A 24,880-nucleotide genomic window follows, 5' to 3' on the forward strand; every position below is an offset into this window, starting at 1 on the left:
CGTCAGCTCGAACCCCGGCGACGGTAGCCCGGGGCGGGCGGCGGCGCGGCATCCGCCTCCCGGCGCGTCAGCCGCGCGGGGTCGAGGATGAACAGGGCGATCAGCGCGAGCGCGATGCCCCCGGCCACGAAGAGGCCCTGGGTGCTCTGCAGCAGCAGGGTGACGTAGCCGAGCGCGACCACGTGGAACACGTAGCGTCCGGCGCTGGTCACGGTGTACGGCTGAGGGTCGTCGACGTCGTTGGCATCGCCGCGCAGCACGAACGAGAAGGTCCCGTCGCCGAGATCGGTGCTCGAGACGAGCCGGTGCGTCACGAGTCCCAGCCCTCGGGGCCGTTCGACGGTGACGATGTCGCCCGGCACGAACTCCGCGGCCGCCACCGACTGCGTGAACACGACCGCCCCGACCGGGATCTCCGGCTCCATCGAGCCGGAGATGACGACGACGGGGCGGATGCCGGTGATCAGCGCGAGCGCGAAGACCGCGATGCACACCACGCCGAGCAGCGCCGCGATCGTCAGCAGGCCGGAACGGATCGCCGCGTAGACGCGGAGCCCGGGCGACAGGCGGGGGCGGGCGTCGCCGTCTGCGGGCGCGGGTGTCACGGAGTCACCGAGGCCGCGCCGAAGCGTACGCTCAGGAGCGATCGACCACCGTTCAGCGACGCGGTCTCGGGCTCGTCGAGGTAGTGGATCTCCAGGTGCACGGCGCCGGCGCTGCCGGTCGCCCCCGCGATGTACGCGGCCCCGTCCGCCAGCGGTGCCGCGCCGCGCGGCGCCAGCACCGCGAGGGTTCCCGTCGCCTCGGCCAGAGTGGCGTCGGCGAAGATCACGGCACCGGCGGCATCCGTCGCGGTGAAGCGCAGCCACGGGGTGATGTCGGGGTCGGCCGAGCCGGACCCCTGGCTGACGACGGTGACGGCGACCTCGGCGCCGAGACGCTCGGTGTTGTTGATCACGGGGATGTCGACGCTCACCGTGCCTCCGGGCATGAGCTCATCGCCCGCGGCGACGGGCCAGCTCAGCGGCGCCGACGACGGCGCCACGTGCACGAGCCCGGTCTGGTCGACCAGGGCGACCTCGAAGGTGCCGTCGAATCCGATGCCCTCGCTCGCCTCGCCGCTCAGGTTGAGGGATGCACGGTCGGCGAGGGCCGCCGCCGACACGGAGACCGCGCCGGCCAGCAGGAGTCCTCCGGACAGCACCACCGCGACCGCGTTCCTGCGCGTCGCGCGCCGCCGGCGCCGGGTCTCGCGTGTGCGCTCACGACGGGTGCTCATCGCGTCCCTCCTTCGTTCTCGACGTTCTCTCGGTCGCGACGGCGGCGGGCGAGCAGCAGGATGCCGATCGCCAGGGCCAGCGCGGCTGCCACCAGGACGCCCGACGCCCAGACCCCACCGGTGGTCGCCAGCCGGTCGGGTTGCGCCTCCGCGGCCTGCGCGTCGAACCGGAACGTCAGCGTGCCCCCGGCGTTCTGGTACTCGTCGCCCGCCTCGATGGGCAGCGCGACGAGGCCGTCGAGCCGATAGGTCTCTCCGGCGGCGAGCGCCGGCAGCTCGACGCTGGTGCCGACGGCGTCGCCCGCCGCGGCGGCCACCACGGCGACACCCGTCGAGGTGTCCGACAGTCGCAGACGCAACGGCTCGGGGCCCGAGAACAGGCGTTCCGCCTCGCCCTCGATGCGCACGCTCAGCGAGATCTCGCCGCCCGACACGTTGCGCACGGCCATCTGCCAGCTCTGCTCCTCACCGGGAGCAGGTGCCTCGATCGTGACCGTCGCGGGCGTCGCATCGATCAGCGGCGACGACGCGGCGGCGCCCGACGCAGAGGAGCCGGCGGCGATCAGCCCGAGCAGGCCGGCGACGACGAACGCGGGGAGCGCTCGTCGACGTCGGGCCGGTGCGGCCGCGGTGTTCGTCGTTCCCACAGGGTGTCCCGTCGTCGAGGTGGAGGAGTGTGCGCGCATCGGTCAGCCTTCCGTCCGGATGCCGGGCAGAGCGAGGGGCGTGAAGGTGCGACGGTCCAGCTCGGCGCCCGGAATGGCTCCGTCGCGCCCGTCGCCCCACCCGATCAGCACCGAGTCGCTCCGCGTCGCGTAGCTGGTGTCCCGAGACCCGCCGATCCCGATCATGTCGGTGAGGGGAAGCTTGATCGGCGTGGAGGCGGCGGTCGTGCCCTGCCCCGTGGTGCCGTCCGGACGGATGTTGCCCGAGGCCGCCCAGCGGGCGTTGTCACCCCAGCCCCACACGTCGCCGTCGTCCGTCAGCACGAGGAAGTGGTAGTTGCCGGCCGAGACGCGCGCGACGGGGCCATCGACGGTGATGGGCAGCACCTGGACGGCGGTCGCCGCCGTGGCCTCCCTGCCGAGCTGGCTGTAGTTGCGCGAGCCGAAGGTGTAGACGGTCCCGTCCCGGGTGAGGAGGGCGGCGGCCTGACGCGAGGAGGTGATCGCGACGATCGAGCAGGTGTCCTCGCCGTACACGGCCACCGCGGGCCCCTCGCACGACTCCGCGATCTCCGTGAGGGCGGGCACGAGCCTGGGCGTGTGGTTGTTGGTGGTGGAGGCGGTGCCCATCCCCGACTCGCCCCCGTAGCTGCGGCCCCACCAGTACACCTCGTTGTCGCGGGTGACGACCCAGGTGAGGCGCTGCCCGACGTGCATGGAGTGCACGTTGCTCATGACGAGATACGGAGAGTTGGGACCCGCCGACGTCGTGGTGCTCCCGTTCCCGGCCTGGCCGTACTGGCCCGAGCCCCACGTGTAGACCTTGCCGGACTCGGTGAGCACCGCCATCGTCGCCCGCATCGAGCCGATGTCGATCACCTTCTCGTCATCGGGGATGGCGACCTTCTGCGGTGTGTCTCGGTAGTCGGCGTTCCCTGTCGTCGAGCCGATGCCCAGACGCCCGAGTTTGTTCGATCCCCACGTGTAGACCTCGCCGGACTCCGTGAGCGCGCCGAAGGTACCGAAGGCGTCGCTCAGGTCGGACGCGCCGACCACCTTGGTGACGTTCGGCAGACTGTACACCGGCGTCGGCGCCGAGTTCGTGTCGTTCTGGACGCCGTTGCCGCTCATCCCTCTGTTCTTGTACCCCCACACCCAGACGTATCCGTCGGACAATGCCGCCGAGGTTCCGCTGAACTGGGTCGACACGGCCATGTACACCGCGGGGCTCGTGTAGGTGTCCGCGGCCGCCTCGGCGGTGTCGGTGTAGGCCGCCAGCGTGGGCTGCGGGGCTGCGACCGTGCTCGCCGTGGCCACCGCGAGCACGGCGGCGAGCACGGTGCCGCCGATGCGGCGACGCCGCGAGGATCGGGAGGGCGTCGTCGGGGATGAAGAGTTCACGTTCACGTCGTTCCTGTCACGAGGAGTCCGAGTCGGACGTCCCTGCCGTAGTAGAAGGGGGTGCCCAGACCGGTGGGATAGGAGGATTGGATGACGACCGTCCGCGTCTGGCCGACGGACCAGTCCGGGATCGTCGCCGTCAGGGAGTCGGCGGGCACCGCATCGGCGACGAGCGCGCCGTCGACCCAGACCGAGACGATGAGGATGGTGAAGGGGTCACGCACCACGCCGTCGGCATCCGCCGGCTGCGTCGGCAGCAGGGAGCGCATGGTGAGGGTCACCTCGCCCGCGGGGACGGTGCCGTTGTTGCGGACGCGCAGCTCGATACGCTGCGGATCCTCCGCCCCGACGGGCCGGATCGGACCGAGACCGGTCGTGTCGAGCTCGTAGACCTCCGGATTGCCCTGGACGATGCTGCCGTCCGGCGCCTCGAAGGCGAGGTCGAAGTGCCCGCCCACCGGAGCGAGCTGGCCGTACGCGTCATCCGTGAACGCGGCGGCGCTCACGCCGACCAGCAGTCCCAGGGTCGTGGCTCCGGCGAGGAGGATGAGGAGGCGGTCACGGGTGCGCCGACCGGAGGGGGTCATCGGTTCTCTCCTGCGAAGTGGAAGCGGATGTCCGTCGAGGCCTGCTGCCAGCGGTCGTCGACCGTGTCGGGCAGATGGATGACGACGTCGAAGGTCTCCGACTGGCCCGACGCGATCTCTCCGGCCCAGACGGTGGAGGGCAGCTCCGGTGCCGGCACCCCGTCGAGGACGACGACCCCGTCGTGCGAGACGGTGAAGACGAGCTGATCGAAGAGTTCGACGAAGCGTCCCGTGTCGGGATCGATCTCGTTGCCGCGTGGGAAGGGATCATCGATCGCGAGGGACACGGCGCCGGTCAGACGCGGGCTCGCGTTCAGCACGGCGACGCGCAGGCTGATCGAGCCCCCGGGAGCGAGCGGATAGCCGCCGCCGTCGGGGCCGTCGAGGGCGATCTGGTAGGAGTCGGGTCTTCCCTGCGCCCAGTCGGTCGCCTCCGGCTGCCAGCCGGACAGCGCGCTGCCCGCGGTCATGAGATCGAAGCCGTTTCGGGAGGCATCCATCGTCACGACGACCTCGGCGGAGTCGCTGAGGGCTGCGGCCGTCAGGAAGCCGCTTGCCGCGAAGACCGCGCCGACGGCGAGGAGGGCCCGGACCCGGCCCGTTCTCTGTACTCTCATTGCCTCGTTCTCGTTCCTGGGACGGTGTTGCGGTCGGGGTGGCGGCCAGGCCGCCACCCCGACGGACTCACGGCTGGACGGATGCCGCGTCGAAGTGCGCCTGCACGTACGAGATCTGGCCCTGCAGCGCGTTGTTGGCGTCGTTGCTGCCCTGGTCCGGGAGGGTGATGCTCACGGTGAGGACACCGTCCTGACCGGAGGTGTAGAGCCCGAGGTCGAGGTCGGCCACGACCGCCTGGGTCGCGTCGGTCACGATCGCGACGCCGTCCACCAGCACGCTGTAGCGCAGCGCCTCGGCGATCTGCGCGTCGGAGACGTAGCCGGGGCGGTCCTGCAGCGAGAACGCGATGTCGGCGCTCAGCGCCGGGCTCTCGTTGCGGAAGGGGATGTCCACCGAGATGGTGTCGCCGGGCGTGATCAGGTCGGCGCCCGGAACGGCGATGTTGACGCCCTCGGGGGTGTTCGCCTCCTGCCACGTGCCCGGCACGGGGACGCCGGCGTCGTCGGTGCCGACGACCTGGATGTTGAAGCGGGCGTTCTCGCCGCCGATGCCGTCGTCGGTGCCGTTTCCGAGGTTGAGGTTGGCGTAGTCGGTGAACGCCGCCGCGGTGATGAGGCCGGCGACGGCGAGGAGGGAGCCACCGGCGACGACGAGTCGCTTCGTCCCACGCGAGGTCGTGTGTGCCATGAGTGTGTTTCCTTACTTTTCGATGGTGAGCTGGGGGCCGACGGGATGCGCCCGCGTCCCCACCGCAACAGCGGTCTCATTGGTAAGAGCACGACGATGGGGCTTCGTCACAGGATCATCGGTTATTTTTTGATTATCAATTATTCTTGCTAGGCGTCAAGAGGGGCCGGGTCTCCGATGACCGGGGACGGCCTCTCCCGCGACGCACACGACGAGGGGCGGACGCGGTGGACAGCGTGCGAGAGGGCACGAGCTCACGCCAACGACTGGCGGAGGAGTTCGCGGCGTCGGCGGCGGCGTTGCGCGGGTATGCGATCCGGCTGGGCTCGGATCCGGCGGGAGCCGATGACGCCGTCGCCGAGGCGTTCGCCGTGCTCCTCGCCTTCGACGAGGAGCGGCTGTCGTCCATCGCGAATCTGCGCGCCTACCTCTACACCACCACCCGCAACGTCGTGCGGCGCGCGCAGCTCACCGGCGGGCGGGTCGTCACCGTCGTCGACGAGCAGCTCGACGCCGTGGTGACCGACATCGCCGAGGAGATCGCCGCGAAGGATGCGCGCGCCCTCGCCTACCGCGCGCTCGACGCTCTCGACGGGGTGCAGCGGACCGTCGTGCTCGCGGTCATCGTCGAGGGCCGCTCGCGCGCCGAGGTGGCCGAGGCGATCGGTAAGTCCTCCTCGAACGTGTCCACCATCCTGCATCGCGCCCGGAGCACGCTCCGCTACGGGTACGCGAAGGCCTACGTCGACCTCAACCCGCCTGCGTGCGGCGTGGATCCCGCCCTGCTCGCCCGCGTCGTGACCGGCCGCGCCGCCCGCCGGGACGTCGCGGACTTCCGCCGGCACTCCTCCGCGTGCGACGTGTGCCCGTCGATGGAGCGGTCGCTGACCGAAGAGCTGGGGCGCGGCTCGCTGCTGGCGGTGATGCTGCTCGCCCTGGTGTCCGGCGCGGTGCTCGCGAGCCCCGACGCCGCGGTCGCCCTCGCCTCCGACCCGCCCCGCCGCCCTCCGCGCAAGACGATCATCGCGATGATGGCGGCATTGATCGTCGCCGCGGGAAGCCTTGCGCTGGCTCTGCTGCAGGCGTCACCGATGCCGACCGGGCCGCGCGGGCCGTCGGAGGAGTCGGAGGGGACGACGCGCGCCGGCGCGGTCGCCATCGCAGCCGACCCCGCGCAGATCACGCTGCCGATGCCGGCACCCGGCGAGAGCGTGGAGTGGTCGTCGGAGGTGACGAGCTCCTCCAGCGACGAGATCGCGCTGTACGTCGAGTTCGACACGTCGCCCGCGCACGCGGGCGAGGAGCCCACGCACCAGATCCGGCGCGACGGCGCCGCCGTCGGCGAGCCCTTCCTGTCCTCCCACGCCGAGGGGAGCCTGTCGCTCGGGCGCCTCGCGCCGGGCGGAACGGCCACCGTGAGCGGCGTCCTCACGCGGCACCCCGACGACACCGATCAGACCCTCGCCGCCACGCTGGTGGTCCGCGTCTGGGCCTCCGCCGATGTCGATGCGGCGCCGGGCGCCGGCCACTGGTCCGTCCCACCCTCGAGCGCGCTCGCCTCGACGGGCGCCACCCCGATGCCCCTCATCCCCCTCGCGTCCGCGCTGCTCGCGCTCGGCCTCGCAGCCGTCCTGCGCGCCCAGCGGCGGAAGACGCGGCTATGACCCGTCGCCCGCACCGCGTCGGCGGCGATTCCCGCGCACGACGAGGATGATGCCGGGGCGCGAACCCGCTCGTCGGTGGACGTCTCCGTGCGAGGTCGACTCTAACGTCCGTGAGAGCGGAGACGGAGGGATTTGAACCCTCGGTCCCCGTAAGGGGACTCCACCTTAGCAGGGTGGTGCACTAGGCCTGACTATGCGACGTCTCCAGGCGCTGCGCGGCCGGAGCCGCGCGAACGCACCCGGCAATCATAACCGGTCCGAGCCCTCCCGCCGAACCGGAGGCCGCGCCATCCGGCCCGTGCCCGCGCGTCAGCGCTGCGCGACCGTACAGGTGACCTGCGCCGCCGTCTGACCCGTGATGGAGCTCGGCAGCTGCACGGCCTCCTGCGTCGGCGTGGGCGCCGCCGCGGTGGCGCCGGCATCCGCTGTCGCCGTGGGCTCCGGTGTGGCCGGGTCGCTGGGCGTGGGCGTGGCCTCGCCGACGACCTCGGTTCCGTAGCCGTCGCTCGTGGAGCCCGTCAGCTGGATCGGCTGGTTGTTGGCGAGGGCATCGAAGAGCACCTTCGCCGCCGACGTCACCGGGTCGACACGCAGGCCATCGGCTGCGTAGACCGTCGGATACTGCACGAAGACGATGTCCTGGTAGGGCACGCTGCGCACGGCCATGGCGATCTGCACCATTTTCTGGGGGTTCGCGAGGCTCTTGCTCAGCACGACCTGCGGCGGGTCGGACGTCACCTGCTGCAGCGCGGTGTTGGCGAGGTTCAACAGCGTCGCGGGGTTGCCGAGCACCCCCTCCGACTGCAACTTGCGCACCAGCGAGCTGAGGAACTGCTGCTGGTTGGAGATACGCCCGAGGTCCGAACCGTCGCCGATGGCGTAGCGCGTGCGCAGGAACTGCAGCGCCTCGACGCCGGTGAGCGTGTGGTCGCCCTTCGTGAGGTTCAGCCCCGTGTGCGCATCGAAGATGTCGTCGGCGACACACACGTCGACACCGCCGATGGCGTCCGACATGTTGATCACGCCGGTCCACCGCGTCGCGGCCGCGAACTGGATGTCGATGCCGGTCAGCTTCTTGATCGTGGCAACGGTGCAGGACAGGCCACCGTACATGTACGACGAGTTGAGCATCTGACCGCTCATGGCCGAGTACTGTGTGCCGTCCTCGCCCGTGCACGACGGGATCGGGACGATCATGTCGCGGGGGAAGGAGACGACGGTCACACGCCGCGGCTCATCGGAGATGTGCACCAGCATGGTGACGTCGTTGCGTTCACCCTCGGTGTCGTGGTTCTGGCACGCGCTGGAGAGCGAGGCATTGTCGCCTTCACACGAGTCGGTGCCGACGACGAGCATGTTGACGCCGCCCTCGATCTCACCGAGCGTGGGCGGCAGCTGCTCGTCATCGCCGCCGATGGAGACACCGGCGGCCTCCACGGCGCGGGTGGCGTCCCACACGTAGAACGCCCCGACGGCCGTCGTGCTGATCACGGCGACGGCGACGACGGCGGCGAGGATCGCGAGCACCTGCGAGAGCGGGTGGGGCGACTTCAGGATGCCGTGTCGGGCGACGGGCTGCCGACGAGGGCGCTCGGGGCGTGGGCTCACGGGGGACCTTTCGACAGCGGACACGACCGCTCCTGCGGAGGGTGTGGGATTCGAACCCACGGGACATCTCTGCCCACCGGTTTTCAAGACCGGGTCCATCGGCCGCTCGGACAACCCTCCCTGACGGACGCCGCGGCATCCCCAGACAGGCGTCGAGTCTAGTCGACGGACCGTGCCCATCTTCGCGCCTGCGCCTGGGCAGCCGCTGAAAGCGCGGGTCGTGTCGTCGGCAGCTCAGAGCTGCCGCAGGACGTCCGCGACACCGCCGGCGTGGACGGATGCCGTGATCTCCCCCGCCTCGCGGCGCACCTCTTCGGGCCCCTGCCCCATCGCGATCGCGCGTCCGCCGTGTTCCAGCGCCCACCGGAACATCCCGAGGTCGTTGCGCCCGTCCCCCATGACCAGCACCCGGTCGGGCTCGACGCCCAACCAGGTGCGCACGCGCTCCAGCGCGGTCGACTTGTCGACGCCCTGCGGAGCGATGTCGAGCCAGGCCGACCAGCCCACGGCGTACGACACCTTGCTCAGGCCGATGCGGCCGACGAGCTCGAGGAAGTCCTCGTCGGTCTCGTCGGGCGAGACGACGACGACACGGCACACCGGCTGGGCGACCAGCTCGGCGAAGTCGACGCGTCGCGCGTTCGCCAGATTCCAGTCGTCGAGGCGTTCCGTGTAGAGCCGCTCGCCGTCGGCGAGCTCGACCATGTACTTCGCGTGCGGCAGGTGCGCGCGCAGCAGCCCGACCACCTCCGACGGATCGAACGTCTCGATGTGGAAGCGCTCGTACCGGCCCTCTTCGGCGAAGTCGCCGCCGACCCTCTTCATGATGACCGCCCCGTTGGAGCAGACCGCGTAATCGGGAGCGAGCTCGAGCACGTGCTGGATGCCGCGCGTGCCCTCCCAGCTGCGCCCGGTGGCGAGCATCACCTCGTGCCCGGCGCGGTGCGCGTGCGCGATCGCCTCGACGACTCCCGGGCTGAGCGTCTCGTCCTCCAGCAGCACGGTGCCGTCGACGTCGAGGGCGATGAGCAGGCGCTCGGTGACGATCGTCGGATTCTCGGTGTCGTCCGCACTGGTCTCGATGAGGTGAGCCGCGTCTTTCTGCGCGACAACCGACACCGCTCCGGTGTGCGGCAGCTCTTCTCCGGCGCTCGTCACGCGATCGGCTCCGCCACCTCGAGGCCGCCGAGGTAGGGCCGCAGCACCTCGGGGATCACGACGGAGCCGTCGGCCCGCTGATGCGTCTCGAGCAGCGCCACGATCCAGCGGGTGGTGGCGAGGGTGCCGTTGAGGGTCGCGACGGGCGCGGTCTTGCCCGCGCCGCCGCCCTCGACGGCGGGCCGGTGCCGCACGTCGAGCCGGCGCGCCTGGTAGGTCGTGCAGTTGCTCGTCGAGGTGAGCTCGCGGTACGAGCCCTGCGTGGGGACCCACGCCTCGACGTCGTACTTGCGGGCCGCGCTGGAGCCGAGGTCGCCCGCGGCGACGTCGATCACGCGGTAGCTCAGGCCGAGGTCCTGCAGCATCTGCTCCTGCAGCGCGACGAGCCGCAGGTGCTCCGCCTCGGCGTCCTCGGGCGTCGTGTAGACGAACATCTCGAGCTTGTTGAACTGGTGCACGCGGATGATGCCCCGGGTGTCCTTGCCGTACGAGCCCGCTTCGCGGCGGTAGCAGGTCGACCAGCCGGCGTAGCGCTTGGGGCCCGCCGTCAGGTCGAGGATCTCCCCCATGTGGTAGCCGGCGAGCGGGACCTCGCTCGTGCCGACGAGGTAGAGATCGTCGGCCTCCAGCTTGTAGACCTCGTCGGCGTGCTGCCCCAGGAATCCGGTGCCGCGCATGACCTCGGGACGCACGAGCGTCGGCGGGATCATGGGGATGAACCCGGCATCCACGGCGCGCTGGAGCGCGAGGGACATGAGCGCGTATTCGAGGCGCGCTCCGATGCCGGTCAGGAAGTAGAAGCGACTGCCCGACACCTTGGTGCCGCGCTCCATGTCGATGGCGCCGAGCTTCTCGCCGAGGGCGAGGTGGTCCAGCGGCTCGAAGTCGAAGGATGCCGGCTCGCCGTGCGTCCGCACCGTGACGAAGTTCTCTTCGCCCCCGGCCGGAACGCCGTCGATGACGATGTTCTCGATGCGCGCGAGGGCCGCATCCGCCGCCTCCTCGGCGACCGTGACGGCCTGCTGTGCGGCCTTGACGCGGTCGCTGAGCTCCTTCGCCTGGGCGACGAGCGCGGGCTTGTCCTCCTTGGGCGCGGCGGCGACGGTCTTGCCGTGGGCGTTCTGCGCGGCGCGCAGCTCCTCGAAGGCGGTGATCGCGGCGCGTCGGGCACGGTCGGCCTCGATCGCATCGTCGACCGTGTCGGGCGACTCGCCGCGGGCCTGCTGCGAGCGCTTGACGAGGTCCGGGTTGTCACGGAGGAGAGCGAGATCGATCACCCGACAAGTCTAGTTCGCGGGGTCGCGCGCGCTCGGCGTGGCGGGTCGTCCAGCGTCCGGGCGGAGTCCTCGAGTGGACGAGCCCGACGGGCCTGGTCTCCCCGGACGTGCCCGCCCCGCCGCTCATGTTCACCGCCGGGTATGTTTAGCCACATGGCACCTGCTGACGTCACTGCGCCCTCCGGTGACGAGGTGTCGCGCCGTCGCGCGGCGCTCGTCTACAACCCCATCAAGGTGGATGCCGACGCTCTGCGCGCCGCCGTCACGAGCCACTCCTCGGACGCCGGCTGGGGCGAGCCCCTCTTCTTCGAGACGACCGTCGACGAGCTCGGCGACGGGCTGGCCCGCGAAGCGATCGACGCCGGAGCCGCCGCCGTCCTCGTGGCGGGGGGCGACGGCACGGTCCGCGCCGTCAGCGAGGCGATGGCCGGGTCCGAGGTGCCCCTCACGATCGTGCCGAGCGGCACCGGCAACCTGCTCGCCCGGAACCTCCAGCTGCCGCTCACCGATCCCGACGCGATGATCGCGGCGACGTTCGAGGGCGACGTGCAGGCGATCGACGTCGGGTTCGCGGAACTCGTCCGCCCCGACGGCGAGCGCGAAGAGCGTGCGTTCGTCGTGATGGGCGGAATGGGCCTGGATGCCGCGATGATCGCCAACACCAGCGGCGACCTGAAGAAGAAGGTCGGCTGGGTCGCGTACGTCGACGGTGCCGCACGCTCGCTCGTGAAGGCGAAGCCGTTCTCGATCATGTACCAGGTCGCCGGTCACCGGATGCATCGCGCCCAGGTGCAGAGCGTACTGTTCGCGAACTGCGGGTCACTGCCGGCCGGGCTCGAGCTCATCCCCGAGGCGTCGGTGGCCGACGGCCAGCTCGACATCGCGATCTTCCAGCCCAAGACCGCCTTCGGCTGGCTCGCGGTCTGGCGCCGCGTCGCGTGGGACAACAGCGTGCTGCGACGCTTCCGCACGGGTCGCCGGATCCTGCGACTGCGGACCAAGGACAACTCGATCCGGTACGCGCGGGGCACCGGCATCCAGATCGCGGCCGGCGCCGCCACGCCCGTGCAGCTCGACGGCGACGAGTTCGGCGAGGCGACCGCGGTGGACGTCCGCATACACGCCGCCTCGCTCCGGCTCGCCGTGCCCTCCGGGCACACCTCCCCCGCGCTCTAGCGCGGGTGCCGGGCGATGTCGTCGAGATGCGCGACGACCAGGCGGCGCGCCGCCTCCGCGTCATCGTCCCCGCCCCACACCGCGTGCAGGGCGGCGCCGTCCAGCAGGGCGTGCAGCCGCTCGGCCTCCAGGCCCAGGTCACGCCCGGCGCCGAGGTCGCCGGCCTCCCGCAGAAGCTCGATGCACGCGCGGCACGCCGCGGCGACCCCGCGGTTGAGGCGCCGGACCGAGTCGTGCAGCCGCGCATCGGTGAGAGCGAGCACCCCGAGCTGGATCTGGGCGAGCAGTTCCACCCTCCGGTCGTGATCGAGGGGCAGCAGCTGCTCCAGGATCTCTTCGGCGAGCCGCCGTCCTGAGAAGTGCCCGCCGAGCCCGGCGATACGCGCGGACACCCGCTGATCGATGAGCAGCAGACAGTGCTCGCGCAGCGCGTGCTGCGTGGGAAAGGTGCGCCGCAGCGACGCGACCGCGATGCCCGCCTCGTCGGCCACGCCACGCACCGACAGTCCCGCGAGGCCGTCGCGCTCGAGCACGCGCAGCGAGGCCGCGGCGATCTCTCGCGTGCGGGCGTCGTGGTCGATGAGCCGGGGCACGAGAGCTAGTGTGCCCCGACGGGCGGCGACGAGGGGGCGCGCCGCGGCCAGATCGTGTAGCTCACGGCCCAGATCACGTCGGCGGCGAGGATGATCCCGAGGATCCGGACGTTGATCAGCAGCTCGTCCGTCCCGTTGCCGTCGCGGGCGAGCGCGATCAGCCCCCACGTGACACCGCCCGCGATCACGACCATGACGATGGTGCGCAGCACGTCCTTCCAGCACGCGATCGTGTACGCGGTACCCGAGAGTTTGACGGGCGGGGGCCCGGAGGCGAAGCGGTGCGCGAAGCGCACGTCGGCCCACGCGATGACCTGATGGCCGAAGGCGACCGAGAAGCCGATGTAGATCGCGGCCAGCCCGTGCTGCCACGAGGCGGTCCCGCCGCGGAGCAGGTCGACGGCCACGAGGGTCAACAGCACCACGTCGATCGCCGGAGCCGCGATCAGCAGCGCCGCCCCCAGCCGCGGCCGCCGCAGCGGGTAGCGCGCGAGGAGGCCGGCGAGCACGGCCACCCAGAACCCGACCTCGCACGCCACGATCAGCGTCACGATCATGCGACCCACCTCTCCCTCTTTGTGAGTACAACTGTACTCACAAAGATTCCCGCCGCGTACCGCCATCCCCACCGCGCACGCAAGGGCTCGCCGCGGCCCGACGCACCCGGCACCATGGAGAGCATGTCGGCATCCCCGAGTCTCGTCTGGTTCCGCGACGACCTCCGCCTCGCGGACAACCCCGCGCTGCGGGCGGCGGTGGACCGCGGCGGACCGGTGGTGGCCGTCTTCGTGCTCGACGAGGAGTCCCCCGGCTTCCGTCCCCTCGGCGGCGCCGCCCGCTGGTGGCTGCACCACTCGCTCGCCGCCCTGGCCGACGGGCTCCGCGAGAAGGGGACCGCGCTCGTCCTGCGCCGCGGCGCCGCCGCCGAGGTCATCCCCCGCCTCGCCGCGGAGGTCGGCGCCGGCGCCGTCTTCTGGAACCGGCGCTACAGCGCGCCGGAGCGCGCGGTCGACGCGGGCCTCAAGGAGTCGCTGCGCGCCGACGGCCACGAGGTGAGCTCGTTCGCGGCATCCCTGCTGTTCGAGCCGTGGACCGTCCGCACCGGCGCCGGCACGCCCTACGGCGTCTTCACGCCGTTCTGGCGGGCCTGCCAGCAGCTGCCCGCGCCGCGCGAGCCGCTGCCCGAGCCCCGCGAGATCGCAGGGCCGCCGGCGCCGCCGGCATCCGACGACCTCGACGACTGGGGACTGCTGCCGACGGCGCCCGACTGGGCGGGCGGCCTCCGCGAGCGCTGGACGCCCGGCGAGCCGGCGGCGCGGCGGCGCCTGCACGCGTTCCTCGCCGAGGACGTCGCCGACTACGACCGGGCCCGCGACGAGCCCGCGGGCGGGGCGACCTCGATGCTGTCGCCCCGGCTGCGGTGGGGCGAGCTGAGCCCCCACCAGGTCTGGCACGCGGCGGTGTCGTCGGGTGCGCGCGTCGGCGGGTTCCTCTCCGAGGTGGGCTGGCGGGAGTTCGCGTGGCACACCCTCTTCCATGCCCCCGACCTGGCGACGAAGAACCTCAAGCCCGCCTACGACGCGTTCCCCTGGCCGCGGCTGAAGCCCTCGATGCTGCGGGCGTGGCAACGGGGCGAGACGGGCGTGCCCCTCGTGGATGCCGGGATGCGGGAGCTCTGGGTCTCGGGCTTCATGCACAACCGGGTGCGGATGGTGACGGCATCCTTCCTCATCAAGAACCTGCTGATCGACTGGCGCCGCGGCGAGGAGTGGTTCTGGGACACGCTCGTGGACGCGGATGCCGCCAGCAACCCGTTCAACTGGCAGTGGGTGGCCGGGTCGGGCGCCGACGCCGCCCCCTACTTCCGCATCTTCAATCCCGAGCTGCAGGCGAAGAAGTTCGACGCCGACGGGCGGTACGTCCGCGAATGGGCGCCGGATGCCGCGGAGCGCGAGCCGATCGTCGATCTCAAGGAGACCCGCGACGCCGCGCTGGCGGCGTACGAGGAGGTCAAGCGCGCCGGCTGAGCGCTCGCGGAATGCGAGGACCGCCCGCCGGGTTGTCTCCGACGATGTCTCCTGCGCTCTCCGTCCTCGATCTCGTCCCCGTCCGCACCGATCAGACCAGCACCCAGGCGGTCGCCTCCTCCCTCGCCCTGGCCCAGCGGGCCGACGAGCTCGGCTACCGCCGCTACTGGTTCGCCGAGCACCACAACATGCCCGCGGTGGCCTCGACGACGCCGCCGGTGCTCATCGCCGCGGCCGCGGCCCGCACGTCGCGCATCCGGGTCGGCTCCGGCGGAGTGATGCTGCCCAACCACGCCCCGCTCGTGGTGGCGGAGCAGTTCGCCGCGCTGGAGGCGATCGCGCCGGGACGGATCGACCTCGGGCTCGGACGCGCGCCCGGAAGCGATCCGGTCATCACCCAGCTGCTGCGGATGAGCGGCACGTCCAGCGACGTCGACCGCTTCCCCGAGCACGTGCGCGACATCTCGGCGCTGATGTCGCCCGACGGCGCCACGGTGCGCCTGACCGGTCGCGGCGACGGGGACGATCGATACGGCATCCACGCGACCCCCGCCGCCACGGGCGCTCCGGAGGTCTGGCTGCTCGGCTCGAGCGACTACTCCGCCCAGCTCGCCGCGGCCTTCGGGCTGCCGTACGTGTTCGCGAACCACTTCTCGGGCGAGGGCTTGGAGCGCGCGCTGGATCTCTACCGCGCGCAGTTCCAGCCGTCGGCCCATCTCGACGCCCCGCGCACCTTCCTCACCGCCAACGCCGTCGTCGCGCCCACGGCGGCGGAGGCCGAGGAGCGGATGCTGCCGCAGGCGCGCATGATGGCGCGGCTGCGCGGCGGCCGCCCGCTGACGGCGCTCGAGACCGTCGAGCAGGCCGCCGCGGCGGAAGCGGAGGACCGCCTCGCGGCCCCGCTCATCGATGCTCTGCGCCGCCGCTGGTTCGTCGGCACGGGCGAAGAGTCCCGCGCGGCCCTGGCCGCGTTCGCCGAGCGCCATGGCGTCGACGAGGTCATGATCTCCCCCGTCTCGGGAGCCTACGACGGTGAGGCGATGGACAGCGCGACCGGCCGCATCCAGACTCTCGAGCTGCTCGCGGCCTGACTCCGCAGACGCGTCGCGCAGTGCGTTTCGACTCGCTGCGCTCGCTCAACGACCGGTAACAGGCGCACCCCCGGTCGCTGCGCTCGCTCAACGACCGGTAACAGGCGCATCCCCGGTCGTTGAGCGAGGAGCGCAGCGACGAGTCGAAACGCCCCGCCGCAGGCGTCAGGCCTCGGGGGCTCCGGAGATGAGGCCGCGCAGCCAGTCGCGGGCCTCGACGAACACCTCGTCGGAGTAGCGGTCGGGGTAGTGCACGATGGCGCGGTCCGCGCGCGGGTACGACCCCAGGTAGATGACCTTCGGGCTGAAGCGGCGCAGGCCCAGGAGGGCGTCGGCCATGCGCTCGTCCTGGATGTGGCCGTCGGCGTCGATGACGAAGCGGTAGCGGCCGAGAGCGTCGCCGATGGGCCGCGACGCGAGCAGCGAGAGGTTGATGCCGCGCGTCGCGAACTGCTCCAGCAGTTCGAGCAGCGCTCCCGGATACTCCTCGGGCAGCTCGACGATCAGCGAGGTCTTGTCCGCGCCGGTGGGCGGCGGCGCCGACACCGTGCGGCTCACGAGCACGAAACGCGTCACGGCGTTGGCGTTGTCGCCGATCTCCTCGGCCAGCAACTCGAGGTCGTGGTGTTCGAGGATGCCGGGAGGTGCGATGGCCGCATCCGCGTCGCTCACGCCCTCGATCATGTCGACCGCCGAGGCCACATTGCTCGACGCGGGCAGGTGGGCGTGGTCGGGCAGCGTCGCCGACAACCACCGCAGGCACTGGCCGTAGGCGACCGGGTGCGCGGCCACGAGTCGCACGTCCTCGAGGCGCATGCCGGGGCGGCCGACGAGCACGAAGTTGACTCGCACGAGATACTCACCGACGATTCTCAGCCCGGGCATCGTCGCCAACGCGTCCTGCGCCGTGGAGACCCCGCCGTCGACCGAGTTCTCGATCGCGATCATCGCGGCATCCGAGCGGCCGTCGACGACATCGGCGAGCGCTTCCGCGACGTTGCGCACCGGACGCCAGATCTGATCGCGCGCCTCGGGCACCTGCGCGAGGGCCGCCTCCGTGAAGGTTCCGGCCGGACCGAGATAGCTGTAGGTGCGGCGCGAGGGCAGCGGTGCCGCGGGTGCCGCGGTCGACGAAGGCGCGGAAGTCACGGGTGACAGCCTACGCTGAAGGGGTGATCCGCCGATTCTCCTCTCTCGCCGTCGTCACCGCAGCAGCCCTCGCCCTGAGCCTGAGCGCCTGCGCACCGGTCGACGACAAGCCGGCGACCGAGCCCAGCCCCAGCGGCTCCGCGAGCACCACGCCCACACCCACACCGACGCCGACGCCCTCCCCGTCTCCGACCGCGGATCTCGCCTGTCTCGTCGGCGAGTGGCACATGGGCCAGGATCAGGTGACGGCGTTCTACAACGACGTGAACTCGCTGATGGCGAGCTCGGGTGCCACCTTCACGGCGACCGGCACCGCGGATCTCGAGCTGCGCAAGGACGGGTCGTACACGTGGACCCCCGCGGAGCGGGTCGCGGTCGACATCTCCGGGACGGTCACCCTCATCCAGTTCAAGGGCTCCATCACCGGCACCTACACCGTGACCGGCAACGGCATCGGCAGCCAGACGCAGGACACCTCGGGCATGGAGATCGTCGCGACGATCGACGGCAAGGGCACGGATGCCGGTGCCATCAGCCAGCAGATCTCGAACGCCCCGATCACCGACGCGAAGTACGGCTGCAAGCCCGACACGCTGACGCTGATCAACAAGCTGTCCGACAGCACGGCAGCCTCGGTCCTGCATCGGAAGTGACCGCCGGCCCGCCGCAGTGACAGACTGTGGACATGAGCCGCGCAGGACAGCCAGCCGAAGCCTCCGACCTCATCGACATCGATGAGCTCATCGCCGCCTATTACGACCGCAGACCCGATCCGTCCGTTCCCGAACAGCGCGTCGCGTTCGGCACGAGCGGCCACCGCGGGTCGTCGCTGAGCACCAGCTTCAACGAGGACCACATCCTCGCGACCACCCAGGCGATCGTCGACTACCGGGCGGCCCAGGGCATCACCGGCCCCCTGTTCCTCGGTCGCGACACCCACGGGCTGTCGCTGCCGGCCGAGCGCACCGCGGTGGAGGTGCTCGTCGCGAACGGCGTCGACGTGCGCATCGACTCCCGCGACGCGTGGGTGCCGACGCCGGCCCTCAGCCACGCCATCCTCACCTACAACCGCGGCCGCGCCCTGGACGACCCGGGCCGCGCCGACGGCATCGTCGTCACCCCGTCGCACAATCCGCCGCGCGACGGCGGCTTCAAGTACAACCCGCCGCACGGCGGGCCGGCCGACACGGATGCCACCGGGTGGATCGCCGACCGGGCCAACGCCCTGATCGCCGCGGGCCTGGACGGGGTCGCGCGCACCCCGTTCAAGGACATCGATGCGGACACGCTCGGAAGCTACGACTTCCGCGAGGGCTACGTCGCCGACCTCGCGAACATCATCGACGTGGAGGCCATCCGCCGCGCCGGCGTCCGCATCGGCGCCGACCCGCTCGGCGGCGCGTCCGTCGAGTACTGGGCGCTGATCGGCGAGCGCTACGGCCTCGACCTCACGGTCGTCAACCCCGAGGTCGACCCGACGTGGCGCTTCATGACGCTCGACTGGGACGAGAAGATCCGCATGGATCCGTCGTCGCCCTCGGCGATGGCCGCGCTCGTCGCCCGCCGCGACGAGTACGACGTGCTCACCGGCAACGACGCGGATGCCGACAGGCACGGCATCGTGACACCCGACGCCGGCCTGATGAACCCGAACCACTACCTCGCCGTCGCGATCGACTATCTGTACGCGCACCGCCCGCAGTGGCCGGCCGACGCCGCCGTCGGCAAGACGCTCGTGTCGTCGATGATCATCGACCGGGTCGCCGCGTCGCTCGGTCGGCGCCTGCTCGAGGTGCCCGTGGGCTTCAAGTGGTTCGTTCCGGGCCTGCTGGACGGCTCGGTGGCGTTCGGCGGCGAGGAGTCGGCGGGGGCGTCCTTCCTCCGTGTCGACGGCACCGTCTGGACGACCGACAAGGACGGCATCCTGCTGTGCCTGCTCGCCGCCGAGATCATCGCGGTCACCGGCAAGAGCCCGTCGCAGCGCTACGCGGAGCTGGAGGCCGAGTTCGGCGCGTCCGCCTACCAGCGCGTGGACGCCCCGGCATCCCCCGCACAGAAGGCGGCGCTGTCCAAGCTCGCTCCGGAGGCCGTCACCGCGACGGAGCTCGCCGGCGAGCCGATCACCGCGAAGCTGTCCCACGCGCCGGGCAACGGCGCCGCGATCGGCGGCCTGAAGGTGCAGACCGAGCACGCCTGGTTCGCCGCGCGCCCGTCCGGCACCGAGGACGTCTACAAGCTCTACGCCGAGTCGTTGCGCGGTGAGGAGCATCTGCGCGAGGTGCAGGCCGAGGCCCGCGCCGTCGTCTCCGCGGCCCTGGCCGACTCGTGACGTCGCGCGACGCCTGACGTCGCGTCACACACGGCAGCGGCCCCGTCCCTCCTCTCGGAAGGGCGGGGCCGCTGTCGTGACGCCGCTCAGGCGGTCGTCGCGGCGTTCTCAGCCGCGCGCCGGGCGCCGACGCCGCACGAGGGCGGCTCCCGCGATCAGCAGCAGCACCGCGACGGTGAGCGCCAGGGCGAAGGGCGCCGTCGCACCGGTGGTGGCCAGCGTGGTCGGCGGCGCCGTGACCGTGACGGCGTACCAGCCGATCACGGTGCCCGCGGCATCCGTCACGGCGAGGCGGTGCGCACCGGCGACCGCGTCCAGCGGAACGGTCACGGGGATCGTCCCTGCGGCCGAGACCGTCGCGGCCCCGAGGGCCCGCGGGGTCGAGAACAGCCACGCGGCGACCTGCTGGCCCGCCCGATCGGCGCCGACCTGCACCGAGACGGTGCTGCCGGCGGCGATGGATGCCGGGCCCGAGATGCGCCCCTCGAGCGCGGCCGTGAGGTCGGCCTCGGTCGGCGTGGACGTGCCGGGTGCGCTCGTCGCGGTCGCCGACGGCGACGGGCTCGCGGTGGGCGATCCCGTCGGCTCGGGCGTCGCGGTCGGCGTCGGCGTCGGCGTCGGCGTCGCGGTCGGCGTCGGGGTCGGCGTCGGGGTCGGCGTGGCGGTGCCCGGCTGACCGGTGACCGCGTCCGAGGTCGCCGTACCCGCCGTGAAGCCGGGCGCGGTGGCCGTCGCCACGACGGTCAGCTCGTGTCCGACGTCGTCGGTCGTCACGGTGTACTGCGCGCCGTCCGCGCCATCGATCGCGACGCCGTCGCGCTTCCAGACGTAGGCGAGGTCGGCGGTGGCGGGGTCGACGGTGCCGGGCACGGCGCTGAGGGCGGCGCCGACCGTCGGCGTGCCGCCGATCGTCACGCCCGAGAGCACGGCCGCACGCGCGACGGTCACGGTGTACGACTTCTGCGCACCGGAGGGCGCGGTCACCGTCACGGTGGCCGTCCCCTGCCCGTCGCCGGGCTGGACGACGCGGACGCTCGCGTCCTGGTCGACCGCGGTCGCGGCGACCACCGGCCAGGCCGAGCCCGCGACGGCGACCTCGTACGCGGTCGTGTCGGCGGAGAAGTCCTTCACCGACGCCGAACCGACGGTCAGTCGCGCGAGGTCGGCGACCTCCGACGGCGAGGCGGCCGGGGCGTAGATCTCCACCTCCGAGACGATGAGGTGCGTGTTCGGATACGCGTTCATCACCACGCGCACCTGGTCGGCCGAGGCCGCATCGACGGGGACGTCGACCTGCGGATCGCCGGTCGCCGGAGTGCCGACCGTGATCGTGTCGCCGATCACCCATTCCCCGGTGCCGAGGCGGTGGTCGATGTGCATCGTCTGAGCCCACGACGTGCCGCCGTCGCGCTTGAAGTAGACCTTCACGTGGGTGACGGGCGTCGGAGCGGACAGGGCGTAGGTGAGGGTGTCGGACGCGTTGAGCGTGCCGCCGCGCCAGTTCGACCAGCCCTTGTCGGTCGTCACGCCGTTGATCGTGCGCGTGGCCGGGTAGCCGCTCTCCGTGTAGGTGGCGGTGGGCGTGCTCGTCGGGGCGACGTTCTTCTCGGTGGGCGTCGTCACGATGACCGTCAGCACGGCGTCGAGCGTGCCGCCTCCGGGCACGGCCGCGGTTCCCGGCACGCGCACGGTACCCGGCGCGGCCAGCTCGGCATCCGTCACGGCATCCCACGACCACGTGACCGGTGCGGCCACCGTCGCGCCGCCCGTACGCACCTCCAGGGGCACGGTCGGCGGCGCCGCCGCCGACACGGCGTCGAGCGTGGTTCCCGCGTAGGTGGTGAGCGAGACCGGCACGGCCGCGGTGAAGGCGCCGACGTCGACGAGCGCGCGGGCGGTGAACGGTGCGCCGAACAGGTCGGTGCCGCTGCCGGCGACCTCGGTCGTCCCGGCGGACCAGTCGTGTCCGGAGAGGTCCCAGGTCACCGCGGCGGTGCGCGTGAGGCCGCCGAGGTAGCGGACCTGCACCGTGCCCGGGAGGGTGGGAGCCACGCCCGCCTCCGTCGTGACCGTCACGTCCGCGACGGTGTCGATCGCGGTCGGCGCGAGGGTCCACGACTGGTTGGCGCCGTTGTTGGAGGTCCAGAGCCCCACGCTCGTGCCGTCGGAGGTGCCCCCGCCGTTGACGTCGAGCACCCGGGTGCTCGCGACGTTCAGGAAGGAGTAGCTCCGACCGTCGAGGGTGTTCGGCACCCACTGCGCGGCCGGATCGGCCGCCGCTTGCTCGGCGCTCTCGGTCGCGAGGGTCAGGGAGGTGCCCGACGAGGCGAGATAGCGCCCGTCGCCCGAGCGCAGCAGCACCCGCTGGCGATCGGTGCCGGCACCGCTGAGGGAGACCGCCGTCCAGGTCTGCGCCGTCGCGGCATCCGCCGTGGTCGCGGAGCTGCGGATCGTCAGCGCGGCGTTCTGCACCGTGAGCGCCTTGCCGCTCTGGGTCCCCAGCAGCTGGTAGGTCGCGCCGTCCTTCACGGCCGGCGCGGCCGCCGCGACGCCGGAGACGCCCGACACCACGAACGTGGTGACCGACTTGGCCGGCACCGTCAGCGTGGCCGTGCGGGTGAGGGGGTCGATCGCGACGTCGCTTCCGCGCACGAGCGCGTTCTGCTCGACCGCATCCGCCGGCGACTGCGTCGTGACGATCGGGGTGACCTTGGCACCGGGAGCGATCTGGCCGAAGTTCGACAGGTCCAGGCGCACCGTGCGGGCGGATGCCTCGGTGTTCACGTGCACGAGGTTCACACCGTCGCCCGCCGCCGTCACGGCCGCCGTGGTCTGGGTGTCGTTGGTCGGGACGATGTGATCGCCGGGTCGGATGTAGTGCGTGAAGTTGCGGATCGTGTTGTACTTCGCGTTCGTCAGCACCTTGCAGGACGCGTCGGCGTCACCGTCGGCGAGGCGTCGGGCGGACTGGTTCTGCGCGTTGCAGTCGAAGTCGATGAAGACGCTGCCCCAGTTGGTCTTCTCGACCTTCTGCATGTTGTACAGGTCCTCGACGGGCTGCCAGAACACCCAGGCGCGCGGCTCGAGCTCGCGCAGGTCGTCGATCATGTGACCGGCCATGCCCAGGCCGTTGTCGATGTTGGTCTGGTTGAAGCCGGCGTTCGAGCTGTCCCAGTTGCCCTCGACCTCGCTCATCCACAGCGGCTTGTCGGAGGTCTTGGCGATGTCGCGCACCATCGTGCGGTTGGACGTGCCGTAGGTGTGGACGTTGAGCTGGGAGACCTCGTCGCGAGAGGTCTGCGACCAGCCGTTCCAGTTCGTCACGAACGTCGAGGGGTTGGTCTCGTCCATGGCCGAGATCGGGACGTCGGTCGTGGTGCCGGGGGCGGCGAGGCGCGCGGCGAGCGCCTGGATCATCTGGTCCTGTCGCTGCGGACCGATGTGGGCGCCCTCCTGGCGGCTCGCGGAGCTCGGCCACGTCGCACCCTGCGGGATCGTGGTGCCCCAGTAGTTCGTGTTCGGCTCGTTGAAGGGGTCGAGCGAGTCGAACTGGATGCCGTAGGTCTCCTCGAGGTGCTCGACGACCTTGACGAGGTAGCCCGCGAACTTGTCCATGTCGGCGGGGGCGAGCTGCTCGGAGGTGGCGTTGTTGATGCCGCCGGAGACGTAGCCGCTCTGCGTGAGGAAGTACGGCGGCGAGTTGCTGAAGGCCTCCCACTTCGTGATCTTGTCCTTCAGCGCCTCGATCCACCAGCGTTGGGTCGCGTCGGCGTTCCAGTCGAAGGCGTCGGGGTCGTCGGGGTTCCAGGCCGCGGCGTAGCGGGCGCGGTCGGCGTAGGTGGAGGTGATGGGCCCGGACGCGTCGCTGGCGTTCAGGTCGGGGTTCCACCATCCGTCGACGGCCCCGCCCGGCCGCAGGTACGACGGCACGTCGGTGGCGTTGCCGCCGCCGATGTTGTAGCGGGCGATGTTGAGGTTGAGGCCGTCTTCGCCGAAGACCTTCTCGAGCAGGTCCTGGCGCACCTGCTCGGGATAGCCGCCGGTCGCGTTGGCGAACCAGACGAGGCTCGTGCCCCACCCTTCGAAGGCCTCGGACGCGTAGGCGGGGTTCGGGGTGATGGTGACGGCGGATGCCGCGACGGCCGGTTCCGGCGCCGCGAGCGGCGCGATGAGACCGGTGACGCCGAGGGCGGTCACGGCGGCGAGGGCGATCAGGCCGGGGGACTTCATCGTGGGGGATTCCTCTCTGTATCGCGTCGTCGCGACCGGGGAGCCAATGCATGTTGACGTTAACATGGCTGGGACAAGCCTAGAGGATCGCCGATGTTGACGTCAACATCGATGACGTCCGTGCGTCGTGCCGGCGTCGCGCCGGGTCAGGAGAGGGCGCGGGCGAGCTCCGCGCCCGCCGCGCGCAGCCACAGGACGGGATCGGCCAGGGCGGCCCCGGCCGGGTCGGGGGCTCCGGCGCGGCGCGCGAGCTCGGTGAGCGAGACGGATGCCGCGAAGGCCGTCGTGTCCGCGTCGGGGTCGATGCGCCCGGCGACGAGCGCCGCCGGCACGCCGAGCGCGGCGGCCACGGCCGACACGTGCGCGGGAGCCTTGCCGGCGGCCGACTGGCCGTCGAAGGACCCCTCGCCCGTGACGACGACGTCGGCATTCGCGGCGGCGTCCTCGAGCCCGATGAGGCGGGCGACCTCGAGCGCACCCGGCTCCAGGGAGGCGCCCCAGACGAGCAGGGCGAACCCCGTTCCGCCCGCCGCGCCGGCACCGGGCGTCGCGGGATCGACGTCGAACAGCGTGGCGTAGCGGGCGAGGATGGCGTCGAGCTCGGCGAGCCGGTCGGCGGCGACGCCCTTCTGCGGACCGAACACGCGCGCCGCCCCCGTCGGTCCGCACAGGGGCGCCGACACGTCGGTGAGCACCAGGGCGCCGCCGGGCGGGAGGGCACGGAGCCCCGAGAGCTCGACACCCCGCAGCAGCGGCAGGTGCCCGGCGCCGAGCCGGGGGGCCTCGACCACGGACGCGTCCGCGCGGAACCGCGCGCCGAGCGCCCGCAGCAGCCCGGCACCGCCGTCCGTCGACGCGCTGGAGCCGATCGCGAGCACGAGGCGCGAGACCCCGGCATCCAGTGCGGCCGCGATCGCGTCGCCGAAGCCGGCCGTCGAGGCCCGCCACGGATCGCGGCGGTCGCCGAAGAGTTCGATCCCCGCCGTCGAGGCCAGCTCGACCACGCCGATGCCGGACGGCGCGTCCGGCGTCGCCGGAAGCCGCAGCCAGCTCGCCGCGACCGGTCCGCCCTCCCACGGCGCCGTGACGTCGACCGGCATCCGCCGCGACCCGGGCACCGCGGCGGCGAACGCGTCCAGCGTGCCCTCTCCCCCGTCGGCCATCGGCCGCAGCACGACCTCGTCGGCCGGCCGCACCGACAGCCATCCGTCGCGGATCGCGGCCGCCGCCCGCGCCGCGGTGATGGTGCCCTTGAAGCTGTCGGGGGCGACGACGAGGCGGGTCATGGGCCGATGCTACGCGGCGGCCGCCCCGGCGGTCATCGGCCGCCTCCGGCATCGG

The 24,880-nt window shown here is 72.0% G+C and carries 21 protein-coding genes and 2 tRNA genes; 6 read left to right on the forward strand and 17 right to left on the reverse strand.

Annotated features, from left to right (window positions below):
• Positions 1 to 2 precede the first annotated feature (2 nt).
• The 7 genes from MHO01S_RS06305 to MHO01S_RS06335 form a co-directional block, all read right to left on the reverse strand.
• Entirely contained in the window at positions 3 to 605 is a 603-nt protein-coding gene (locus tag MHO01S_RS06305; RefSeq protein WP_061782008.1) for a signal peptidase I, read from the reverse strand.
• Positions 602 to 1,279 (reverse strand): hypothetical protein, encoded by a 678-nt coding sequence (locus MHO01S_RS16635; protein ID WP_061782009.1) that lies wholly within the window; start codon positions 1,277 to 1,279, stop codon positions 602 to 604. Before MHO01S_RS16635 ends, MHO01S_RS06305 begins: the two co-directional genes overlap by 4 nt.
• The gene (locus MHO01S_RS06315; protein ID WP_157553745.1) at positions 1,276 to 1,965 is read right to left on the reverse strand and encodes a hypothetical protein; all 690 of its coding nucleotides are present in this window, start codon (positions 1,963 to 1,965) and stop codon (positions 1,276 to 1,278) included. The genes MHO01S_RS16635 and MHO01S_RS06315 overlap by 4 nt, the downstream gene beginning before the upstream one ends.
• A 3-nt stretch (positions 1,966 to 1,968) precedes the next feature.
• Positions 1,969 to 3,345, reverse strand: coding sequence for an RCC1 domain-containing protein (locus tag MHO01S_RS06320; RefSeq protein WP_157553746.1), 1,377 nt, complete (start codon positions 3,343 to 3,345; stop codon positions 1,969 to 1,971).
• A 2-nt stretch (positions 3,346 to 3,347) separates the two neighbouring features.
• Positions 3,348 to 3,932, reverse strand: coding sequence for a hypothetical protein (locus MHO01S_RS06325; protein WP_060958997.1), 585 nt, complete (start codon positions 3,930 to 3,932; stop codon positions 3,348 to 3,350).
• Positions 3,929 to 4,549, reverse strand: coding sequence for a hypothetical protein (locus MHO01S_RS06330; RefSeq protein WP_060958996.1), 621 nt, complete (start codon positions 4,547 to 4,549; stop codon positions 3,929 to 3,931). Before MHO01S_RS06330 ends, MHO01S_RS06325 begins: the two co-directional genes overlap by 4 nt.
• 67 nt (positions 4,550 to 4,616) lie before the next feature.
• Complete coding sequence (locus tag MHO01S_RS06335; RefSeq protein WP_060958995.1) at positions 4,617 to 5,237, reverse strand: hypothetical protein; 621 nt, start codon at positions 5,235 to 5,237, stop codon at positions 4,617 to 4,619.
• A gap of 227 nt (positions 5,238 to 5,464) precedes the next feature.
• On the opposite strand from MHO01S_RS06335, the gene MHO01S_RS06340 reads away from it, so the two are divergent.
• A complete protein-coding gene (locus tag MHO01S_RS06340; protein ID WP_060958994.1) occupies positions 5,465 to 6,901 on the forward strand; it encodes an RNA polymerase sigma factor in 1,437 nt (478 codons plus the stop codon).
• Between the two features lie 117 nt (positions 6,902 to 7,018).
• Here the strand turns inward: MHO01S_RS06340 and MHO01S_RS06345 are convergent.
• The 5 genes from MHO01S_RS06345 to serS all read right to left on the reverse strand — a co-directional run bounded on the left by MHO01S_RS06345 (position 7,019) and on the right by serS (position 10,944).
• Positions 7,019 to 7,107, reverse strand: a tRNA-Ser gene (locus MHO01S_RS06345).
• A 103-nt stretch (positions 7,108 to 7,210) separates the two neighbouring features.
• Positions 7,211 to 8,509 (reverse strand): LCP family protein, encoded by a 1,299-nt coding sequence (locus tag MHO01S_RS06350; RefSeq protein ID WP_060958993.1) that lies wholly within the window; start codon positions 8,507 to 8,509, stop codon positions 7,211 to 7,213.
• Positions 8,510 to 8,544: 35 nt separating this feature from the next.
• Positions 8,545 to 8,629 (reverse strand) — tRNA-Ser (locus MHO01S_RS06355).
• Between the two features lie 114 nt (positions 8,630 to 8,743).
• Positions 8,744 to 9,667 (reverse strand): HAD family hydrolase, encoded by a 924-nt coding sequence (locus tag MHO01S_RS06360; protein ID WP_060958992.1) that lies wholly within the window; start codon positions 9,665 to 9,667, stop codon positions 8,744 to 8,746.
• Positions 9,664 to 10,944: a serine--tRNA ligase gene (gene serS / locus MHO01S_RS06365; RefSeq protein WP_061782011.1), complete on the reverse strand. Its 1,281-nt coding sequence runs from the start codon at positions 10,942 to 10,944 to the stop codon at positions 9,664 to 9,666. Before serS ends, MHO01S_RS06360 begins: the two co-directional genes overlap by 4 nt.
• Positions 10,945 to 11,097: 153 nt before the next feature.
• On the opposite strand from serS, the gene MHO01S_RS06370 reads away from it, so the two are divergent.
• Positions 11,098 to 12,120 carry a diacylglycerol/lipid kinase family protein gene (locus tag MHO01S_RS06370; protein ID WP_060958990.1) on the forward strand — a complete coding sequence of 341 codons (1,023 nt, stop codon included), beginning with the start codon at positions 11,098 to 11,100 and terminating at the stop codon, positions 12,118 to 12,120.
• Here the strand turns inward: MHO01S_RS06370 and MHO01S_RS06375 are convergent.
• Both MHO01S_RS06375 and MHO01S_RS06380 read right to left on the reverse strand, forming a co-directional pair.
• Positions 12,117 to 12,713 carry a TetR/AcrR family transcriptional regulator gene (locus tag MHO01S_RS06375; protein WP_060958989.1) on the reverse strand — a complete coding sequence of 199 codons (597 nt, stop codon included), beginning with the start codon at positions 12,711 to 12,713 and terminating at the stop codon, positions 12,117 to 12,119. The genes MHO01S_RS06370 and MHO01S_RS06375 overlap by 4 nt on opposite strands.
• Before the next feature lie 5 nt (positions 12,714 to 12,718).
• Positions 12,719 to 13,270 carry a hypothetical protein gene (locus tag MHO01S_RS06380; RefSeq protein WP_060958988.1) on the reverse strand — a complete coding sequence of 184 codons (552 nt, stop codon included), beginning with the start codon at positions 13,268 to 13,270 and terminating at the stop codon, positions 12,719 to 12,721.
• Between the two features lie 123 nt (positions 13,271 to 13,393).
• Between MHO01S_RS06380 and MHO01S_RS06385 the strand changes: the two genes are divergently transcribed.
• Together MHO01S_RS06385 and MHO01S_RS06390 are read left to right on the forward strand one after the other, a co-directional pair.
• Positions 13,394 to 14,740 (forward strand): cryptochrome/photolyase family protein, encoded by a 1,347-nt coding sequence (locus tag MHO01S_RS06385; RefSeq protein ID WP_061782012.1) that lies wholly within the window; start codon positions 13,394 to 13,396, stop codon positions 14,738 to 14,740.
• A gap of 11 nt (positions 14,741 to 14,751) precedes the next feature.
• Positions 14,752 to 15,831: an LLM class flavin-dependent oxidoreductase gene (locus MHO01S_RS06390; protein WP_061782013.1), complete on the forward strand. Its 1,080-nt coding sequence runs from the start codon at positions 14,752 to 14,754 to the stop codon at positions 15,829 to 15,831.
• Between the two features lie 165 nt (positions 15,832 to 15,996).
• On the opposite strand, the gene pheA is transcribed toward MHO01S_RS06390, so the two are convergent.
• Complete coding sequence (pheA, locus tag MHO01S_RS06395; RefSeq protein WP_060958986.1) at positions 15,997 to 16,980, reverse strand: prephenate dehydratase; 984 nt, start codon at positions 16,978 to 16,980, stop codon at positions 15,997 to 15,999.
• A gap of 23 nt (positions 16,981 to 17,003) precedes the next feature.
• Here pheA and MHO01S_RS06400 point away from each other — a divergent pair, with 23 nt between their 5' ends.
• Together MHO01S_RS06400 and pgm are read left to right on the forward strand one after the other, a co-directional pair.
• Positions 17,004 to 17,633: a hypothetical protein gene (locus tag MHO01S_RS06400; RefSeq protein WP_223849034.1), complete on the forward strand. Its 630-nt coding sequence runs from the start codon at positions 17,004 to 17,006 to the stop codon at positions 17,631 to 17,633.
• A gap of 32 nt (positions 17,634 to 17,665) precedes the next feature.
• A complete protein-coding gene (pgm, locus tag MHO01S_RS06405) occupies positions 17,666 to 19,309 on the forward strand; it encodes a phosphoglucomutase (alpha-D-glucose-1,6-bisphosphate-dependent) (protein ID WP_060959078.1) in 1,644 nt (547 codons plus the stop codon).
• A gap of 108 nt (positions 19,310 to 19,417) precedes the next feature.
• Here the strand turns inward: pgm and MHO01S_RS16270 are convergent, their stop codons facing one another.
• On the reverse strand, positions 19,418 to 23,539 hold the full coding sequence (locus MHO01S_RS16270) for an RICIN domain-containing protein (protein WP_082808042.1): 4,122 nt from the start codon (positions 23,537 to 23,539) through the stop codon (positions 19,418 to 19,420).
• Between the two features lie 146 nt (positions 23,540 to 23,685).
• Positions 23,686 to 24,825 (reverse strand): glycerate kinase, encoded by a 1,140-nt coding sequence (locus MHO01S_RS06415; protein ID WP_061782014.1) that lies wholly within the window; start codon positions 24,823 to 24,825, stop codon positions 23,686 to 23,688.
• Positions 24,826 to 24,880: the final 55 nt, after the last annotated feature.

It is taken from the genome of Microbacterium hominis NBRC 15708 (genome assembly GCF_001592125.1).
Taxonomy (GTDB): Bacteria; Actinomycetota; Actinomycetes; order Actinomycetales; family Microbacteriaceae; genus Microbacterium; species Microbacterium hominis.

What these genes read in the sequence shown, in the direction of transcription:
- MHO01S_RS06315 (WP_157553745.1), bottom strand. Translation starts at nt 1,965, where the DNA reads ATGCGCGCACACTCCTCCACCTCGACGACGGGACACCCTGTGGGAACG.
- MHO01S_RS06380 (WP_060958988.1), bottom strand. Translation starts at nt 13,270, where the DNA reads ATGATCGTGACGCTGATCGTGGCGTGCGAGGTCGGGTTCTGGGTGGCC.
- MHO01S_RS06370 (WP_060958990.1), top strand. Translation starts at nt 11,098, where the DNA reads ATGGCACCTGCTGACGTCACTGCGCCCTCCGGTGACGAGGTGTCGCGC.
- MHO01S_RS06415 (WP_061782014.1), bottom strand. Translation starts at nt 24,825, where the DNA reads ATGACCCGCCTCGTCGTCGCCCCCGACAGCTTCAAGGGCACCATCACC.
- MHO01S_RS06335 (WP_060958995.1), bottom strand. Translation starts at nt 5,237, where the DNA reads ATGGCACACACGACCTCGCGTGGGACGAAGCGACTCGTCGTCGCCGGT.
- MHO01S_RS06325 (WP_060958997.1), bottom strand. Translation starts at nt 3,932, where the DNA reads ATGACCCCCTCCGGTCGGCGCACCCGTGACCGCCTCCTCATCCTCCTC.
- pgm (WP_060959078.1), top strand. Translation starts at nt 17,666, where the DNA reads ATGAGCCGCGCAGGACAGCCAGCCGAAGCCTCCGACCTCATCGACATC.
- MHO01S_RS06385 (WP_061782012.1), top strand. Translation starts at nt 13,394, where the DNA reads ATGTCGGCATCCCCGAGTCTCGTCTGGTTCCGCGACGACCTCCGCCTC.
- MHO01S_RS06390 (WP_061782013.1), top strand. Translation starts at nt 14,752, where the DNA reads ATGCGAGGACCGCCCGCCGGGTTGTCTCCGACGATGTCTCCTGCGCTC.
- MHO01S_RS16270 (WP_082808042.1), bottom strand. Translation starts at nt 23,539, where the DNA reads ATGAAGTCCCCCGGCCTGATCGCCCTCGCCGCCGTGACCGCCCTCGGC.
- MHO01S_RS06330 (WP_060958996.1), bottom strand. Translation starts at nt 4,549, where the DNA reads ATGAGAGTACAGAGAACGGGCCGGGTCCGGGCCCTCCTCGCCGTCGGC.
- MHO01S_RS16635 (WP_061782009.1), bottom strand. Translation starts at nt 1,279, where the DNA reads ATGAGCACCCGTCGTGAGCGCACACGCGAGACCCGGCGCCGGCGGCGC.